Annotated in this window: 11 protein-coding genes and 5 pseudogenes; 3 read left to right on the plus strand and 13 right to left on the minus strand. The window is 57.0% G+C overall.

Annotated elements, in window-relative coordinates; all coding sequences use genetic code 11:
• Position 1: 1 nt before the first annotated feature.
• Together GTU79_RS14725 and GTU79_RS14730 are read left to right on the plus strand one after the other, a co-directional pair.
• Positions 2-2,991, plus strand: a pseudogene (locus tag GTU79_RS14725) (virulence factor SrfB).
• A complete protein-coding gene (locus GTU79_RS14730) occupies positions 2,988-5,453 on the plus strand; it encodes a virulence factor SrfC family protein (RefSeq protein ID WP_203521376.1) in 2,466 nt (821 codons plus the stop codon). The pseudogene GTU79_RS14725 and the gene GTU79_RS14730 overlap by 4 nt, the downstream one beginning before the upstream one ends.
• Positions 5,454-6,151: 698 nt before the next feature.
• Here the strand turns inward: GTU79_RS14730 and GTU79_RS14740 are convergent.
• The 9 genes and pseudogenes from GTU79_RS14740 to GTU79_RS14780 all read right to left on the minus strand — a co-directional run bounded on the left by GTU79_RS14740 (position 6,152) and on the right by GTU79_RS14780 (position 13,321).
• Positions 6,152-6,307 carry a hypothetical protein gene (locus GTU79_RS14740; protein ID WP_214514107.1) on the minus strand — a complete coding sequence of 52 codons (156 nt, stop codon included), beginning with the start codon at positions 6,305-6,307 and terminating at the stop codon, positions 6,152-6,154.
• Positions 6,300-6,518, minus strand: coding sequence for a hypothetical protein (locus GTU79_RS14745; RefSeq protein ID WP_214514108.1), 219 nt, complete (start codon positions 6,516-6,518; stop codon positions 6,300-6,302). Before GTU79_RS14745 ends, GTU79_RS14740 begins: the two co-directional genes overlap by 8 nt.
• Before the next feature lie 372 nt (positions 6,519-6,890).
• Positions 6,891-7,223 (minus strand): annotated as a pseudogene (locus tag GTU79_RS14750) (helix-turn-helix domain-containing protein); the annotation flags it as partial.
• A 340-nt stretch (positions 7,224-7,563) separates the two neighbouring features.
• Positions 7,564-8,298 carry a hypothetical protein gene (locus tag GTU79_RS14755; protein ID WP_214514110.1) on the minus strand — a complete coding sequence of 245 codons (735 nt, stop codon included), beginning with the start codon at positions 8,296-8,298 and terminating at the stop codon, positions 7,564-7,566.
• A gap of 324 nt (positions 8,299-8,622) precedes the next feature.
• A pseudogene (locus GTU79_RS14760) lies at positions 8,623-8,925 on the minus strand (helix-turn-helix domain-containing protein); the annotation flags it as partial.
• Between the two features lie 92 nt (positions 8,926-9,017).
• Positions 9,018-10,349 (minus strand): LLM class flavin-dependent oxidoreductase, encoded by a 1,332-nt coding sequence (locus GTU79_RS14765; RefSeq protein WP_203521372.1) that lies wholly within the window; start codon positions 10,347-10,349, stop codon positions 9,018-9,020.
• A gap of 80 nt (positions 10,350-10,429) precedes the next feature.
• Positions 10,430-11,614, minus strand: a complete 1,185-nt coding sequence (locus GTU79_RS14770) for an MFS transporter (protein ID WP_203521371.1) — start codon at positions 11,612-11,614, stop codon at positions 10,430-10,432.
• Between the two features lie 140 nt (positions 11,615-11,754).
• Positions 11,755-12,660, minus strand: a complete 906-nt coding sequence (locus GTU79_RS14775; protein ID WP_203521370.1) for an NADP-dependent oxidoreductase — start codon at positions 12,658-12,660, stop codon at positions 11,755-11,757.
• Between the two features lie 22 nt (positions 12,661-12,682).
• On the minus strand, positions 12,683-13,321 hold the full coding sequence (locus tag GTU79_RS14780) for a TetR/AcrR family transcriptional regulator (RefSeq protein ID WP_203521369.1): 639 nt from the start codon (positions 13,319-13,321) through the stop codon (positions 12,683-12,685).
• A 138-nt stretch (positions 13,322-13,459) separates the two neighbouring features.
• On the opposite strand from GTU79_RS14780, the gene GTU79_RS14785 reads away from it, so the two are divergent.
• A complete protein-coding gene (locus tag GTU79_RS14785) occupies positions 13,460-14,653 on the plus strand; it encodes a TCR/Tet family MFS transporter (protein WP_203521368.1) in 1,194 nt (397 codons plus the stop codon).
• A gap of 9 nt (positions 14,654-14,662) precedes the next feature.
• Here the strand turns inward: GTU79_RS14785 and GTU79_RS14790 are convergent, their stop codons facing one another.
• The 4 genes and pseudogenes from GTU79_RS14790 to GTU79_RS14805 all read right to left on the minus strand — a co-directional run bounded on the left by GTU79_RS14790 (position 14,663) and on the right by GTU79_RS14805 (position 18,669).
• Complete coding sequence (locus GTU79_RS14790) at positions 14,663-15,250, minus strand: TetR/AcrR family transcriptional regulator (protein WP_132921524.1); 588 nt, start codon at positions 15,248-15,250, stop codon at positions 14,663-14,665.
• Between the two features lie 200 nt (positions 15,251-15,450).
• A pseudogene (locus GTU79_RS14795) lies at positions 15,451-16,993 on the minus strand (DHA2 family efflux MFS transporter permease subunit).
• 44 nt (positions 16,994-17,037) lie between these two features.
• Positions 17,038-18,117: pseudogene (locus GTU79_RS14800) on the minus strand (HlyD family secretion protein).
• A gap of 9 nt (positions 18,118-18,126) precedes the next feature.
• A complete protein-coding gene (locus GTU79_RS14805; RefSeq protein ID WP_132921521.1) occupies positions 18,127-18,669 on the minus strand; it encodes a winged helix-turn-helix transcriptional regulator in 543 nt (180 codons plus the stop codon).
• Positions 18,670-18,949 lie beyond the last annotated feature (280 nt).

Raw genomic sequence — 18,949 nt, forward strand, 5'->3', positions numbered from 1 at the left:
TATGCTGGCTTCCATCACAGACTACAAACAGAAAATTGCGCTTATTCAGAACAGCGGTATTCAGTTTCTGGATTTTGCACTGAAACCGGCCGTTGACCGCGACAGTCCGGCCAAGTTCGTACGGCAAAGCGTCAACGGTCCGTTACTGCGTCTAACCTATAACGAACAGACCGGCAAATACCTGCTGCCCGGACCGGCGGGCACGGCGCCGGAGGTGGTAAAACCCGAATTCAGCTTTTTGCTGCAACAGTCATTAACGCTGTTGGATAAACTTTGGCTGCCGCTGCCCTTTTTCCGCTTCAACCCGCCGCGCACTTTTCTGGGGGGACCGGATAACTGGGCGCGGGTGCAAATCATCGCGTTGGACGCACCGGATCAACACGGCAATACCCACCGGGTCAGTATGGCCTTCGATACCAAAGTCTATGCCGAGGACCAGGGCAACGAAGGGCTGGCCCCTAATGAAAGCGATGGCAAGACCGGACTCGGTTTCGCCCTGGCCTACCGCAATAATGAATTGGGCGAATTTCTCGATCAAACCTGGGTGGACGGCTGGCTGCGGGAGGTTTTCAGCCAGCGGGCGGGGTCGCTGGAACAGCGCAGCAGCGGTGAGATAGGCCTGGCCCTGCGGACCTTCGAGTACCAGGCGCATTACCTGAACATACTGCATATGCTGGGCAGTCAATTAACCGTGCCGGAAATAAAGCTCAGCGCCGAAACGCTGCAGGAACCGGCCGTCAGCGTAGATCTGATCCTGGATGTGGGCAACTCCCATACCTGCGGCATCCTGGTGGAGGATCATCCCGAGGAAGTGGACGGTTTAAAAAACGTCTATGAACTGCACCTACGCGATTTAAGCCGGCCGCATTGTCTCTATAATGAACTGTTCGAAAGCCGGGTGGAGTTCGCCCAGGCCGTCTTCGGCAAGCAAAATTATTCTGTGGAGAGCGGGCGGCACGACGCATTTGTCTGGCCGTCCATCACCCGGGTAGGCCGGGAAGCCGCCCGTATGGCCGTCATGCGCCGGGGCACCGACGGCGCCACCGGACTATCCAGCCCCCGCCGCTACTTATGGGATGAGGAGAGCTATGCCCCGGGATGGCGCTTTGGCGGCGGGCTGCCTAACGCCCCCCTTGAGCCGCCCGCCGTCGCCATGCCGCTGACGGTGCTGGTGAATGATGAAGGTCAGCCGCTGTACGGCCTGCCCCCCGATGAACGTCTGCCGGTTTTCTCCCCCCATTATAGCCGCAGTTCGTTAATGACCTTTATGCTCACCGAACTGCTGGCTCAGGCGCTGATGCAAATCAACAGCGCGGCGCAGCGGCTCAAAATGCCGCATTCCGCCGCGCCGCGCCGGCTGCGAACCATTATTTTGACCCTGCCCTCGGCGCTGCCGAAACCGGAGCGGGAAATTTTCCGTCGCCGGATGAATGAGGCTATCGGTTTGGTATGGAAAGCCATGGGCTGGCATCCGGCGGACGATGATTTCTCCATCCCCGGCCAGCGACAGCAAAGCCGGATGCCGGTGCCTGACGTCCAGATGGAGTGGGATGAGGCCACCTGCGGACAGATGGTATATCTCTATAACGAGGCCCGGGTGAACTTCGCCGGCCGCACCGAGGCGTTTTTCTCCGGCATGGCGAGGCCGGACAAAGCGCCGTCCGAAGGCGTGCCTGCGGGTAAAACCCTGCGTATCGCGTCAATAGACATCGGCGGCGGCACCACTGATTTGGCCATCACCGATTACCGGCTGCTGGAGAAAGGCCGCGGCAATGCCAAAATCAGTCCGCAGCTGCTGTTTAGGGAAGGGTTTAAAGTGGCCGGCGACGATATCCTGCTGGATGTGCTGCGGCTTTATGTGCTGCCTGCGCTGCAAAGCGCCCTGAAGCAGGCCGGCGCGGCCGATCCGGAGTCTCTTATGGCCCGGTTGTTCGGCGACCAGGGGCGAAACGACGGCCACTCCGCGCTGCGCCAGCAGGCGACATTGCAAATTTTCATGCCGGTGGGGCGTTCTATCCTGGCAGCCTATGAGGGTTTCGACCCGCTGGACGGCAGCGCCGAAATCGAGACAACCTTCGGCGAACAGCTGGCACAGCGGCCCACGTCCGGCGTTCTGGATTACATTCATAATGAAATCAGGGGAGAGCTGCGTGCCGGGAACGGCTCATTCGATATATTGCGCGCGCCCTCTGGTGGTCAGTCTGCAAAAGCTGCACGGGGACTTTTTATCCAACCGGCTGTCCATAACCCGGCATCTGCGTTCGCTGACGGAAGTGGTGTCGCTGTATTCCTGCGATATATTGCTGCTTACCGGACGTCCGTCCCGTTTTCCCGGCATCCAGGCCCTGTTCAGGCACCTGCAGCCGCTGCCCATCAACCGCATCCTCCCACTGGACGGTTATCACACCAGCGATTGGTATCCGTTTAACACCGACGGTCATATCGACAATCCGAAATCCACTGCCGCGGTAGGCGCGATGCTCTGTCTGCTGGCGCTCAATCTGCGCCTGCCGGGTTTTTATTTTAACGCCGGGGATTTCCAGCCCTATTCCACGCTGCGTTATCTGGGTACGCTGGACGGCAATCGTGCCCTGGCGGACGAAAACGTGCATTACCGCGATATCGATCTTGATGCCCCTGACTTTGCACTGGATCCCAAAGCCGGATTTACCCTGCGGGGCGCTGTGTGCCTGGGTTTCCGTCAGCTTGACAACGACCGCTGGCCGGCTTCGCCCCTGTATACACTGTCCATTGCCGACCCCGATCTGGCGCGGCGGGTAGCCGGCGGCAATGCGCTGCACGTCAGGCTGGAGGGTACCGGGGGCGGGAACGCCGTCCGGCCCGGAGCGTTTCGCCATCGGGGAAGCGATACTGGACGACGGACATCGTGTTCCCGCCCATCATTTGCGCCTTACCCTCAATACCCTGGCCGGCAATGGTTCAGGCACCACTTCTTATTGGATCGACAGCGGGAGCGTATTTAAGCTATGAATCCATCCCTTCTCCACATTCTGCCGGACCCCATTGATACCACGCTGCAAAGCATCGACGGGCTGTGCGATTGGCTGCAGCAGGCCCGCCGGAACGCGCCCAGGCTGGATATGGAGGCGGATCGTCTACTGATTCAACTGCGCCGCGCCCACAACCAGGCCGAGGGCTGGCGGGACGGCTATTCCCACCGACCCGCCATCGGCTTTTTCGGCCGTTCCCAGGCGGGAAAAACGCTGCTCATCTCGGCGCTGGCCGCCGGCGGAAACCACCGGCTGGAAACGACCCTGGCGGGGGAAACCCTGGATTTCGCCGCCCACATCAATCCGGATCATCAGTCCGCCGGGCCGGCTATTCGTTTCAGCCTGCGCCCGGCGCCGCTGGATGAGGCATTTCCAGTACAGCTTCAGCTGTTTGATGAAGTGGATATTCTCAAAATCTTGACACTGGCCTTCCTGCTTGACTCGCGCCCCGGTCTCTCCCGACCCGTGCCGGAGGATGGGGAGATAGCCGATCGTTTGCAGGTTCTCTCTTTGCATCGCCAGGCTGAGCCGGCGGCGGGCATTAGCGGCGACGGGGTCATCGCGCTGTGGGATTTTCTATCCCGCCACGACCGTCGCCGCCAACAGCGATTAGCGTCCCGTTTCTGGCCGGCGGCGGTAGAATTGTGTCCATATCTGGCGGTTGACGATCGCGCCCGGCTGTTTTCGGTAATATGGGACGACATTCCCGAACTGACTGAGGCCTACCGCCGCCTGGCCCATGCACTGGCCCCCCTGGCCGGCGCCGTAAGGGTCCTGGCGCCGCGTTCGGTGCTGGTGGACGATACCCGCCTGCCGGCGGATGCTCTCCTTGACGCCATGGCGTTTACCGGCCTGGGCACGCCGGAGGATGCGGCGATTCCGGTCCGCCCGGTTTCCGGGTCCGGCGCAGCCAAGCCGGTGGAATTGTCGTTGGCGGAATTGAGCTTCTTAACCGCCGAGCTGCTGATACCGCTGCAAGCATCCCCCCGTGAAGGCGTGTTCGATGAGGTAGATATGGTGGATTTCCCCGGCTATGGCGGCAGCCTGGACGCCGGCACGGCGCGGGATCGCCTGCTGTCGCCGGGAACGTTGCTGGCACCGTTTGCCGATGCCATTGTCCGCGCCAAAAGCCTTTGTCTGCTTGAACGCTATGCCGATCGCCAGCAAAACCATCTGCTGCTGGTTTGTACCGCGGCGGGCGACCGGCGAGATGCCAAGATTGTCGGCAGGACGCTGGAGTACTGGGTCAAGCAGACCCAGGGAGAAAATGCGCGTCTGCGCGGCCGCCATAAGCCGGGGCTTGTCTGGGCATTAAGCGAATTCGACCAGCGGGTGACCCAGGGGCAAAACTGCGACGAGGCGGTACAGCGCTATGTGGGCAACCCCGGCGACAGCTGGGGCACGGTGCTGGCGATGGACGAACGGGGCATAAAGCGAATGGCGGCCCACCTGGCGGCGGAGCTGAACAGGGATATCAGACAAGAACGCATTGCCGAAGGCTTGCGGGAACTGCAGCGGGATCTGCGACATAATCTGCTGGCCGGCTGGTATCGTCCCGAAGGGGCCGAGCACCCGGCGGACAAGGAGCGGGTGGCCGATATGCTGCTGAAAACGCTGCAAACCCGCGCCGGCATGCATGGTGAATTGCTGGAACAGCTACTGCCCCCACGGCAGGCGTTGTACCGATTTTATTCACAGCAGTCTCGCCAGCGTGACAACGTCACTCTGGCGGCCCACGGCGAAATAAACGCCTCAGCGGACAGCGCCGCGCCTTACGGCATCGGTTTTGAAATCGATCTGTTCAGCGAGGGTCCGGTGGCGGACGCGGGGGCGTCTGTTGCCGACGACGCGTTGACCGGCTATCCGGCCGCCACCGCGAATGATGAACGGGAATACGCCCGCGGCGTGTACCGTTATTGGGTCAACCACCTGCGGGGCCTGTCGGAAAACAATAGATTGACGTCCCTGCTGGGCGTCGATAAAGTCACGCTGGAGCGACTGGCGGAGGAATTCATTATCGCCAGCGTCCGGCTGGATATTCCCGGACTGCTATATGCCCGCTTGAACGAAGCCGATTCGGCGGACCTGCCGCCGGAAAGCCGGGCCGACCGCCAGGTGACCAAAGCACTCACAGTGCTGGGAGATTTTGTCGCCTGGCTGGGGTTCCCGCAAACTGACGAAGCGCTGCGCCCCGAAAGCCGCGTTAACCGCGGCCACAAGATTTTCGCCCGGCCGGAAAAACAGGCGGTAAGCTGGGATGCCTCCCGTCGTCTGACCAAACTGGCCAACACCCCTGCCAATATCACCGCTTTTTATATTTACGACTGGCTGGTGGGATTAAAGGAAATGATTATCCAAAACGCGGGATTTTCCAGCGGCGCCGAATTAACCGCTGAACAGCGGACCCAACTGGCCAGAATACTGGACGGCATGGCCGGTTAGCCCGCAGGACGCCGGATTAAAGGAATTTCGTTCGTAAATAGAATATACCGGGTCAACTCATAAATCTGAATATACTAGGGTACGCCTTCGTCGCTATAGCGGAATACCGATAGCGAGATAAATTAAACGTCCCCGTAACCCTTCAATCGTTATTTATTCTTAAATTATGTTTTTGCAAATTTTTCAATGTCAGCGTGATAATGTTTGTCTTTATCCTGGCGATAGGTGATATACTCAACATCGTGTTCGAAAACGGTAGAGCCGTATGATTGAAACTCAAAAAGTTAAGGAAATGAAGCTTCTCCTTCTTTCCTAGAAGGAAATCAAGCTGATCTATTTTAGCATAAGTAATCAATGGATACAAATTTCCTTCAATAGCAATAGTTTTTGGATTTCCTTATGATTGTATTTATAAGCAGTGCTTAAGGCACCAGAATCGCAAGAAGTAAAAGTCATATTTCCTTTTGTTTTCTCCCGCAAATATAAAGCTACAGATCCATAACAGGCTGCCCCTCCACCTTTGCTTTCAAAAGCCAAGGAGCCGTACTTGGGCCTGCTGCCCACCTCGGGACAAGAAAAGTAATTTTATCCAAACCGATCGGGGTCCATTAAAACCGTAACAAGCTGCTTCAAACTCTTCTCTATTTTCATGTGATGGATAACTTCCGCGTGTGAGTTCTCTGCGATTTCTCAATCTATCATCTTCTAAAAATGAAAAACGAAGGCGCTTTTATATTGACAGAAGGTTGGGAAGAAGCAATCTTCTCTACTATCCTCTGTAATGTTTCGCCTAAGGTTTGTCCATCAATATTATAAGCCTTGGCCAATCTATCCAAAGCTTTTTCTTCATCCATACTTTTCTAGAACGAATGTTTGGTTCAATTCTCTTTGAAAGTATTCACGGGCAAATCCTTCACCTGCTGCACTATTCCATACTGTGGCAACTTGTGTGCCAAGTGTCGAATGTTCGGTAGATATGGCGCGTTGTTGGGCGGTATTTCCCGTCACCTCCAAATCTGATGTAGGAAGAAATATATCATTTTGTTTTGATGGTGATATAAGCATAAATAACCTTAATAATAAGCCATCGATAAGAAAGCCTGAATCTACTATAAAACGAAAAAATACTTTTTCAAAATTCGCTTATTACTGATGGCAATATTTTCTTACCGGTCATTATCTGATAATTTTTTCGTTTGAAAAAATGAAAAAACGGACCGTTATCCCAAAAATAGGGTCTGACAAAAATATTAAAGGAAAGGAGCAGCGTTGCGCGCCGCCCCCTTTATGCTATAAATCAGCCCAGCGTTTTTATATTACCATTGAACGCTATCAATGAGCTTAGGATTACCAGGCCGGCTGCGGTTCCCGACTGCCAATCTTGTTCTTGGCCTTCTTGTCCGCATACCTGCCGACGGCATATTCACCATAGGGATAGCTGTGGTAAGCCATCTGCGACCGGTAGGCGCCGGGGGTCTGGCTGAACTGACGCTTAAAGGCCCGGCTGAAGGACTGCTGGGAATCAAAGCCGCTTTGCAATGCGATATCCAGGATGCTCTGATCCTGCCGGCCAAGCTCGGTCGCCGCCCGTGAAAGGCGTCGGGTGCGGATATAGGAGCCCAAAGCATTGCCGGTAACGCTGCGGAACATCCGCTGCAAATGCCATTTTGAGTAACCCGATCTTGCGGCGACTTCATCCAGCGATAAGGACTTATCCAGATTATTTTCCAGCCAGTCCTGTAAGTCTCGAATTATGACGTCCTGATTCATCGCGATTTCTCCGCAAAGATAATGATGTACTAACAATATGACCGGTCGTATTGATAGTCAACTTCTTTATTAACGAACGATAATATTTTCACTTCTGCTGAACAAAAGCATTCTCCGGACGCGCTAATCCGAGGTGATCCCGCAGGGTCGTGCCGGTATAATGCCGGCGGAAAATACCGCGCCGCTGCAGTTCCGGCACCACTTGCTCCGTTGTCCAAGTATCATTGCTGTCCCTGTCATGCCATGTTTTCGAGTTAAAAATGTGAATCAGAAAATTTGTATGGAGATGCTTTCCTTTCGCCACCCACGCCACGGTTGTTTACCATGGGATATGCACTGACTAGCCATAATCAGCAAATTTACAAAAGCAACAAATGTGGATAAAACATTTTTGCTTTCTTATAAGATAATGACCTATGAAACGAGTTATTTTTTTATGCAAGCATTCAACGTTGGAAAGAATGGGGAAATCACTTCTTATCCGTTTATCCAAGCGTGTAATACGTGCATCATGTGACCAAATCATATGGATCGAAACAATATCATAATTATAATATTTATCATGGATAAACTGTAAAAGTGTATTGTCAGGATACTCAGCAATTAAATGATTCAATACTACTGAATCCTCATCGTCTTCATCGTCATCGTCATCGTCATCGAAATAAACGTCATCGTGGTCCTCAAAATCGACATCACTCTGCTGAAACTGATTCCATAAAATTTCCAGCACCCTGACAAGGGTTCTGTAATCATCTTTTTCTAACTCATGCAGATTAAATTTTTCTATAAGCGCCGTATGCCACAGCCAACCAGTGGATTTACCCATGTTAGTTTTTGAGAAGCCACTGCACACCGCCTCACACCATAACTCAAGAGTGATGTTTTTACAGAGATCATCAAGGGCCTCATTCCAATCATTCTCAAGAATATTCAATGGACATGGCGGTGGGCCGTTAATTATTTGAACGCAATTTGGCCGAACACGTAATGTAGGTGATAAAAATATAGGTGAAAAATACGACTCACCCCATGAGGCTACAGGACAATATTGATTAATAGATAAACCATTCATGAAATAAGACATCCTTATCTTAATTAAATTACAATACAATTGTTTGACTATGCGTTTATTAACTATTCATCATGGAGAATCACCTTGCACCGAAAACATGCAAGCTCCGATCACAATACGAAAAAAAGAAGGGCGAGACAAGTCAGTCCCCCCCTTCTCTGATATCGATTAACCTATGATTTCCAGATTATCTAAGCGCCTATGGTTACCACACCGGCTGCGGTTCCCGACTGCCAATCTTGTTCTTGGCCTTCTTGTCCGCATATCTGCCGTCGACATATTCACCATAGGGATAGCTAGGGTAAGCCATCTGCGACCGGTAGGCGCCGGGGTCTGGCTGAACTGCCGCTTAAAGGCCCGGCTGAAGGACTGCTGGGAATCAAAGCCGCTTTGCAATGCGATATCCAGGATGCTCTGATCCTGCCGGCCAAGCTCGGTCGCCGCCCGTGAAAGGCGTCGGGTGCGGATATAGGAGCCCAAAGCATTGCCGGTAACGCTGCGGAACATCCGCTGCAAATGCCATTTTGAATAACCCGATCTTGCGGCGACTTCATCCAATGATAAGGACTTATCCAGATTATTTTCCAGCCAGTCCTGTAAGTCTCGAATTATGACGTCCTGATTCATCGCGATTTTCTCCGCAAAAGATAATGATGTACTAACAATATGACCGGTCGTATTAATAGTCAACTTCTTTTTATTAACGAACGATAATATTTTCACTTCTGCTGAAAAAACGCGTTTTCCGGACGCGCTAATCCGAGGTGATCCCGCAGGGTCGTGCCGGTATAATCCCGGCGGAAAATACCGCGCCTCTGCAGTTCCGGCACCACTTGCTCCACCATGTCCTCCAACCCTCCCGGCAAGTAGGGGAACATAACGTTAAAGCCGTCTGACCCCGCCTCCGTCAGCCATTGCTCCATCTCATCGGCAATGGTCTGCGGGGTGCCGACAAATGCCAGCCCGGCATAGCTGCCGGCTTTTTGCGCCAGCTGGCGAATAGTCAGGTGTTCTGCGCGGGCGAGATCGAGGATGCGCTGCTGCTGGCTCTTGCTGGTATTGGTGGCAGGAATGTCCGGCAGCGGGCCGTCCGGATCATAGCCGGAGACATCATAATCCAGCATACCGTTCAGCGAGCCGATACCGCTGTCGTAATGCACCAGGCTGTCCAAATGGGCGCGTTTTGCCTGGGCATCGGCCACCGTATCCCCCACCACCACAAAGGCGGCCGGGAGGATTTTTAGCGAGCGGGGATCGCGGCCGAGCGCCGCCATCCGCTGATGGATATCGGCATAGAATGCCTTGCCGCCGGTTAATGACGCTTCGGCGCCGAATATCACCTCAGCGGTTTGGGCCGCCAGCCGGCGACCGGCTTCGGACGCGCCGGCCTGGACGATAACCGGCCAGCCCTGTACCGGCCGGGCGATATTCAGCGGGCCGCGCACCGAAAAAGACTCGCCTTTGTGATTTAACACGTGCATGCGCCGGGGATCAAAAACAATACCCTGCTCTACGTCCCATAAAAAGGCATCGTCGGCGAAACTGTCCCATAACCCGGTTACCACATCGTAAAATTCCCGGGCGCGCTCATAGCGCGCGTCGTGATCCATCTGGCTTTCATAGCCGAAGTTCAACGCGGCGTCGGGATTGGCGGTGGTGACGATATTCCAGCCCGCCCGGCCACCGCTGAGATGATCCAGGGAAGCGAAACGGCGCGCGATATGGAAAGGCTCGTCAAAGGTGGTGGAGGCCGTGGCCACCAGGCCGATTTTTTCCGTGGCTCCAGCCAGTGCGGACAGCAGGGTAAAAGGTTCAAACGAGGTGACGGTATGGCTGCGTTTCAAGGCGTCCGGCGGCATGTTCAGCACCGCGAGATGATCGGCCATGAAAAAGGCGTCGAATTTGGCCGCTTCCAATCGCAGGGCGAAGTCCCGCAGGTGGCGGAAATTGAAATTGGCGTCCGGATACGCGCCGGGATAACGCCACGCGCCGGTATGAATACTCACCGGGCGCATGAAGGCGCCCAGATGTAATTGACGGGATGAATCCATAACATCACCTCTGTTCACGGGCCTTAGTTAACAATTGTCAGCGATAAACCCTGGGGTTAGCTGACCGTCTGTCCGAACCGTCAGGCCAGCGCCCGCGTCCGGGCGCCGAGCAGCACGGAAAAAACGCCGAACAGACTGACCAGCAAAATAACGACGGCGCCCGCGTCAATGGCCGTGGCCAGGTTCCAATGGACGGCCACCGAACCCAGCGTCAGCGCGAAACCGCCCTGCACCAAATACGCCACCAGATAAAGGGCCGAAAGCGTTCCGCCGCGATGATGGGTGGGCGCGTACATATTGATAAGACCCAGCCCGCCCATGAACATAAGACAGTACGCCATACCCGCCATCATCAGGAAAGCCATAAATATCGCCAGGGAGTGTTCCGCCACGGACCAGGCCAGCAGGCCCATACCGCTGGCGGAAGCCACCACGCCCAGAGTAATGGCCGGGCGGGACGCCAGGCCTTTGGCCACCAGCCCGGTTGCGCCGGAAGAGAAGGCGAATACAGCGAGGGTGGCGCCGTTCAACAGGACATTGCCGGAGCCTATCAGGTCGCGGGCAATCTGCGCCCCCAGGGACAAGCCCAGGGCGCCGATGGCATAAGCGCTGGACACCGCCGCCGCCGATGAGATAAACACCGGCAGCAGTTCGCGGGGGATGGCGGGGGTTTTCGGCCGCCAACGTCCCTTCGCCTCAGCGCTGGTGTGCCGGGGTAAAAACCAGGCGGCGCCGAAAATCAGGGCGATAATCACCAGTAACAGCCAGAAATTCAGCCGGGTGGGCAACGGAGCGTATTCGATGAGCGCCCCGCCGATAAGGGTGGCCAGGGCCAGTCCGGCGGACTGCGCTACCGTGGTGATGGCGCTGGCTTTTTTGGCCTGGCCGGCCGCGCTGAATTCAATCATGGCCGCCGTGGCCGGTCCGGCCGAGAGGCCGACGCCGATGCCCATAAACCCACGGCCAATGTAAATCCATAACAAATCCGGGGCGACGGCAAACAGCATAACCCCCAGGAATGATGCGGCCAAGCCGAGCAGCATGGTGGTACGGCGCCCGATATAATCGGATATATCGCCGAAACAGATGAGCATGCCCACCACGACGATGGGATAAATGGCGAAAATGGCGGCGGTCTGGGTGGTATTCAGCCCCCACTCGACGGCATACAGCGGATATGTCATCGCCGGGGCCGCACTGGTCCATATGGTATGCGCCACTACCGCCGCCGCGACCCAAAAACTGGCCCGTTGTCCAAGCATCATTATCCTTCCCGTCATGCCAAGATTTCCGGCAGGGTTAAAATATGTGAATAAGGATAATCAGTATGGATGTGCGTATTATTATCGTCAATAAAAATATGACCGACCGTATTATTTTTCATGATCGGGAATAGCGAGGATATTTAAGGTAGGGTTATCACGATCTTGCCCGTGACATGCCCCGCGGCGCTAAGTGTGTACGCCTCTGCGGCCTGTGTGAGCGGGAACGTTTTTTCCAGGGCCACGCGGAAAGCCCCTGCCGAATAAAGCCGCCCTGCCTCGGCCAAGACCCGCTCAGGATTTTTCTGGGCCGCGAAAGATCCCTGTGCGCCGTATTGCGGCGCGGTAAAATCGGCGATGGAGAGGACGCGGGAAGGGTCTCCCACCAGGGCGATAAGCGTCGGTATAACGCCCGATCCCGCGAGATCAAGGGCGGCATTGACGCCGGTGGGCGCAAGTTTCCCCACCCGTTCAACGAGACCCGGCCCATAGGTGGTCGGGATGGCGCCGAGCCCGCGCAGGTAATCATGCTTAGGGGCGCTCGCAGTCCCTATCACGGTGATGCCGTGGTAACGCGCGAGCTGGATCGTTGCGGAGCCAACGCCGCCGGCCGCGCCGTTCACCAGAAGCGTCTCGCCGGGCATTATTCCAACCTGGGCGAGAATGCGCGTCGCCGTTTCGACGATCACCGGGAACCCCGCCGCCGCGTCGAACGGCAGGCAGTCGGGCTTGCGGGCCCAGTGTGTCAGCACCGCGTATTGCGCCATCGTGTTGATACCGTAGCCGAAGACGGCGTCGCCAATGGCAACGTCTATGACGCCCGCGCCCACTTCATCCACTATGCCTGCCCCCTCAACCCCGACACCGGAAGGAAGCGGAATCGGCCTGTCCCGCCAGCGGCCGGCCCGAATCTTCAACCCGTCCGAAGGATTGACCCCGGCAGCCCGGACGGCAATCCGCACCTGTCCGGGAGCCGCATGGGGCTCAACCGCGTCCACCACCCGCAGAACCTCGGGACCGCCATATTCACTAAATTGGACTGCTTTCATGAAAAACTCCTAAGTTGCCTGCTCAGGCGTAGGGCGTGCCTGACATTGCCGCTTTCACGCCGGCGGTGCCCTGATCAATAATGGCGAGAAAGACGGCTGTAGCTTGCGCTGTATCCCGCTCCCGTCGAAAGGTCCGATGAGCCTGGATAAAGGCCACGGTCCACGTCGCCAAGAGCAGGCCGGCCGCCAACCGGGCGTCGGAGTCGGTAGATTCCCGCCCTGCGCATCCGGATAGCGCCGCCGTTACCTCTTGCGCGAGCTCGTCACGTATCGCCCTGGCCCGGCCCTTAAGGATTTCGCTGCCCTCGATGGTTTCGATGAAACCTAGACCTGCGGCAGTAAACCTGACCAAAGGGCTCTGTTCCGCGACCAGCCGATGCGCGAGCAGTCGTAACGTCTCGATGGGAGTGACGCTAAGATCGCGCTGGCGCAGCGCTTCGCGCAGGATTTCGCGGCCCTCTTCGTCGCGATCAAAGAACATGTCTTCCTTGCGGGGAAAGTGATTGAATACCGTCATTCTTCCGACGTCGGCGGCTGCCGCGATTTCGTCTACCGTCACATGATCAAAGCCCCGCTCAAGGAAAAGACGCGTGGCGACAATGGAGATACCCTGTCGTGTGGCGAGGCGCTTGCGGGATCGACGGTCGGATGGCATTGACATGGTGCTCCTGATGGCATATTTTTATACTCAGTACATACTGGTATCAAGTATATTAAAAAACCTATAGGAGAACAAGTTGATATTGCTGTCAGGGGGCTTCCCAGCGGCGCCACATGCTCCCATCGATCCAGGATCGCTATGAACAAACCGCTTATCGTTATCTTCACGACCATTGTCTTGGATGCCGTCGGCATCGGCCTTATCTTTCCGATTTTGCCTTCGCTGCTGCAGAGCGTGACTCACGCTGAAAACGTGGCGCTCTACATTGGCATAATGACGGCCCTTTATGCGGTGATGCAGTTCATTTTCGCACCGGTGCTCGGTTCGCTCAGCGACCGGCTCGGCCGTCGCCCGGTGCTTCTGATCTCGCTGGCCGGCGCGGCCGTCAACTATCTGGTACTGGCCTTTGCGCCCCATCTCTGGATGCTGCTGCTTGGCCGCGCCATTGCCGGCCTGACGAGTGCCAACATCTCTGTGGCGACCGCTTACATCACCGATATTTCCTCCGAGGATAAGCGCGCGCGCCGCTTTGGCCTTTTCAACGCTATGTTCGGCATAGGCTTCATCATCGGTCCGGTCCTCGGCGGCGTCCTCGGCGACTATTGGCTGCGGCTACCCTTTATAGCGGCGGCGGCGGTGAACGCCTGTAATCTCCTGCTGGCAATATTCATGCTGCCGGAATCGCGCACGCCTACCAGGGAGAAAATCAATCTGGCGGCGCTGAACCCTCTGCGGCCGCTGCGTTGGGTGTTCTCGGAAAAAAGCCTGTTGCCCGTCGCCATCATCTTTTTCATGTTCAGCGCCACCGGCGAAGTCTACGGTACCTGCTGGGCTCTATGGGGGAGCGACACCTTTCAGTGGAACGGACGTTGGATCGGCCTTTCCCTCGGCGCCTTCGGTGTCTGCCAGACGCTTGCCCAGGCGTTCCTACCCGGCCCTGCGGTGAAGCTGCTGGGGGAACGCGCGGCCATTTTGACCGGCGTCGCCAGCACGTGCATTGCCCTGATAGTCATGGCCTTCGCCACCGAGAGCTGGATAATTTTCGCTATCATGCCGCTATTCGCCCTCGGCGGCATTGGCGCGCCGGCCCTGCAATCCCTGGCGACCCGACAGGTTGATGAGAGCCGGCAAGGCCAGTTTCAGGGCGTGCTGGCATCGGCCATGAGCCTGGCCTCGATCCTGTGCCCACTGGCGTTCGCAAGCATCTATTTTACCGTCAGGGAACAATGGCCCGGCGCGATCTGGCTATCGGTCGTCGTCGTTTACGCTGTCATTGTGCCCCTCGTGCTCGGCTTGCGCTTTAAGAAGCCGGCAGAGGTCCCAACGATATAACGCGTGGTATTAGGATGCCGCCGGCCGGGTCAGCAGCAGCGGAAAGGCCACGGCGAAGAAATCTTCCAGCGGCTGCCGGCAGCGGACGATTTTCATGCGCACCACCGCCCCTTCCCAGCTGTTGATGAGAAACCGGGCCATTTTTTCCGCATCGAGAGTAGGAACGATACTGCCGTCCAGTTGCCCTTCATGCAGGGTAGCGGCCACTTGCGCGGTCCATTTTTCCAATGACTGGCCGATGGCCTGGCGTAATAGCGGGGTATTATCGGACATTTCGGCGGCGAGATTGGCGATTAAGCACCCTTTTTCATAGCCGAACTCGGCGTAATGGGCGGCCATAAATTCGAAATGGCCGCGTAATCGATCGATGGGGGGCAAAGCGGTGTCGGAAAGTATCTGTCGATTGCAATCCTTGCCGTAGATGCTGAGAACCTCAAGGGCCAGCAACTCTTTGGCTTTAAAATAATTATAAAACGAACCTTTCGGCACCCCGGCGGTATCCACGATATCCTGCACGCTGCATGCGCTGAAGCCGAGGGTGTGGAACCGGTCCAGTGCGGCGTCGACAATCTTGTCGCGTACGCTTGGTTTTGCCATGGGTTAACGTCTCTTGCAAACAAATACGGCCCGATTATAAGTACGGCCGGCCGGATTAAGCAAGAGCAGGCAGCCCGTTCTGCCACATCCGGCCGGGTAGACAGCCCGTTCGGTCACAACCGGCCGGTCTTATGTGGCAGGGACGCCGACGATAACGCCACGGCAGCTTTATCCGGTACCCGCGGCCGCCATAGACGTTATCAGTGCGCAGCGGAGGACGGCGCGGCGGGTTTGCCGATTTTATGCATCAGCGGCACCATGGCGGTGGCAATCATAAAGCAGATCATGATGGCCATAAACGTGTCGCCGAAGGTCAAGGTGCGCGCTTCGCGGTAGGTCAGTGACCAGAGCTGCTGCAGCGCGGCGGTGGCGGCGGATGACGTATCATAGCCGAGTCCGATAAACCGTGCGGACAGGGTGTCCAGCAGCGTGTTCATCCCTTCGTTGGGCATGGTAAGGTGTTCAGCCAGCCGGAAAAAATGCAGGTTGGTGCGATCGTTCAATAAGGTGGCGCACCAGGCGATACCGATGGCTCCCCCCAGATTGCGCATCAGGTTGAATAATCCCGAGGCCATTTTCAGCCGCTCCGGAGCCAGGCTGCCGAGAGTGAGCGTCACCACCGGGGCGACGGAAAACTGCTGCGCCATGCCGCGAAAAGCCTGGGGGATCAACAGTTCCCTCGCTCCCCAGTCATGGGTGATGGGCATGAAATTCCACATGGAAAAGGCGAAACAGGCCAGACCGAACATCAGCAGCCAGCGCAGATCCACGCGGTTGGCGAAATAGGAGTACACCGGAATGGACAAAATCTGGAAAATGCCGGTGGAAAATATCGCCAGGCCGATTTGCAGGGCGCTGTATCCCCTGACCTGGCTGAGAAAGAGCGGTGTCAGGTAGATGGTGGCGAAGATGCCCAGGCCGGCGATAAAGGAAAAAAAGCAGCCGAGGGCGAAATTTCGTTCTTTCAGCGCCCGTAAATCCACAATCGGCCGGGCAAAGGCCAGTGAACGCCAGATAAACAGTATCCCCGCTACGGCGGAAATCCAGGCGGTGGCGGTAATGGTGCCGTCGCTGAACCAATCCCAGCGTGGCCCTTCTTCCATAGTGTATTCTAAACAGCCCAGGCTGACGGCCATCAATACCATGCCCGGATAATCGGCGCCCCGCAGCAGGGAGAGATTGGGCCGGTCGATTCTGACCATCAGCGGAACCGCCACCGCGACAAAGGCTCCCGGCAGCAGATTGATAAAAACAGCCAGTGCCAGGAATAGTTGTCGGTTATCCAGCCCCTACCGTAGGCCCCAGGGTCGGGGCCAGCGACGCAATGCCGCCGACGGTGGCGGCGGCGAAAACACGCTGCTTGCCGGAGAAAAAGATAAAGGCGGTGGTGAAAACCAGCGGAATCATCGAGCCGCCGAGAAATCCTTGCATGGCACGGAACAGGATCATGCTCTGGATATTCCAGGCCCAGCCGCACAGCAGGCTGGAGAGGGTAAATCCGATGGCGGAGACGCTGAACAGCCAGCGGGTGGACATGACGTGCGCCAGCCAGCCGGAAAGGGGGATCACGATAATCTCGGCAATCAGGTAGGCGGTCTGCACCCAGACGGTTTCATCAGTGCCGGCGGATAATCCGCCGCCGATATCCTTCAGGGAGGCGGAGACGATTTGAATATCCAGCAGGGCGATAAACATACCGACGCACATGGTGGAGAAGGCGAATATCCTGCCCGGCAGCGTCATGCCTGCCGGCAGCGCCGCGACGGCGGACGACAGGGCGGCGTCGCTCATGGACGCTCTGTGCCGCGGCTGTCGATAGCGGCGGTCACCGACAGGCCGGGCCGCAAGAGTCCCAGCGTGCCGTCGTCTTTATCCAGCGTGATGCGTACCGGCACCCGCTGGACGATTTTGGTGAAATTGCCGGTGGCGTTTTCCGTCGGCAGGACGCTGAACTGAGCGCCGGTGGCCGGCGCCAGGCTGGCTACCGTACCGTGAACCAGCCGCCCCGGCTGGATATCGGCCCGCACGGTGGCGCGCTGCCCCGGCCGCATCTCCCCGAGCTGATCTTCTTTGAAATTGGCGTCTACCCACAGCCCCCGCGCCGGATGATTTCCAGCAATTGGCTGCCGGCCCCGGCCCAAGCCCCAGTCTGGCCCGGCGGTTACCCACCACGCCGTTGATGGGGAACGGATCTGGGTGTATTCCAGATTCAGCCTGGCCAGATCGCGGCCGGCCGTGGCTTGATCCAAGGCGGCCAGTATCTGTCCTTTCTGGCTGTCGATAACCGACAGCTGGCGCTGGGCCGCCAGTAAAACCGCCTGTGCCTGCTGCCCGTCCGCTACCGCTTGCCGAAAATCGGCTTCGGCTTTTTGCAGGCTTTGTACCGAGACGGCCTCGCCCTTTTGCAATGTTTTATACCGCGCCAGATCGTCGCGGGTACGCTGGATCTGCGCGTTGTCGCCGGCGATGGTGGCCCGTGCCTGCTCAACCAGCGCTTCCTTCAGGCTGCGGGTAGAGGCAAGATTCACCAGGGCCGCCTGCTGGGCGGCTATTTCCCCTTCCGCCTTGGCCAGTTCCGCCCGGTAGTCACGGTCGTCCAGTTGGAGCAGCAGTTCGCCGGCCCGCACCGCCTGATTATCGGTGACGGCAATATTGGCAACATACCCCGCCACCTTGGCGCTGATGGTAGTGATATCGCCGCCGACATAAGCGTCGTCGGTGCTTTCCACGAAGCGGCTCTGGGTCCACCAATAATAGCCGTAACCCAAAAGAATTACCGCGCCGGCCACCGTCAATCCCACAGTCAGCCTGTGGCGCTTTTTGGGGCGGCGTTCCTGTTCGTCCGGTTGGTTTTGGGGAGTGGTCATGAATAATCCTTAAGCATCGGCTTTAGCGGGCGGGTTGAAACGCAGGTTTTCATTGCCGGCTTCCTGCTTTAAGCGCAGGAAATCCATGCGGTAGCGCATTTGTTCGCTGGCTGCCGGCCCCGGCCCTACCCGATAGTTTTCGGAGGTGATTTTTTCGCCGGTATTCGCATCGATAAGAACCGGCTGCGCCGGCACGCCGGTATGGCGGTTAACCAGTACCGACGCCGCTCCTTCCGGTGAAAAATGCGCGTTGCCCCAGGCCACCAGCGCCCAGATAACCGGCCGGAAATCTTTGCCGGCGTCCGTCAGGTGGTACTCGAAGCGGGTCGGCGTCTCGCTGCAGGGTTTGCGCTCCAGCAGGCCGTTTTCCACCAGATCATTGAGCCGGCGGGTCAGCATGTTGGGGGCGATGTTCAGGCTGGTTTCGAATTCGGAAAAGCGCGTAAGGCCGTAGAAAGCATCACGCAGGATTAAGATGCTCCACCACTCCCCGACTCTGGCCAAACTTTTGGCAACGGGGCAAGGCATATCGCTGAAATCGGTTTTGTTCATGAGCCGCGGCTCCGGTCGTCAATCACTATCAAGTTGATAGTAATGTAGGCGAAGTTACTATCAAGATGCAAGTCATATTTAGCAAGTCATATTTAAATTGGCGAGAAATTTATCAGGGATGGGGGGTGAAATGAGGTTTGTGAGGGCACGGTCTCCCGTTAACAGGCTCGTTGCACGATGGAAGATAGCGGGCCTACCCTGGCATGGGGCGCTTCGCGGCCGACTATGGCCGCTCCGGCCCCATTGCCACGGTCTCCCTTTAACAGGTTCGTTGCACGAT

Origin of the sequence: Sodalis ligni, from assembly GCF_016865525.2 — a bacterium.
Lineage (GTDB): Bacteria > Pseudomonadota > Gammaproteobacteria > Enterobacterales > Enterobacteriaceae > Acerihabitans > Acerihabitans ligni.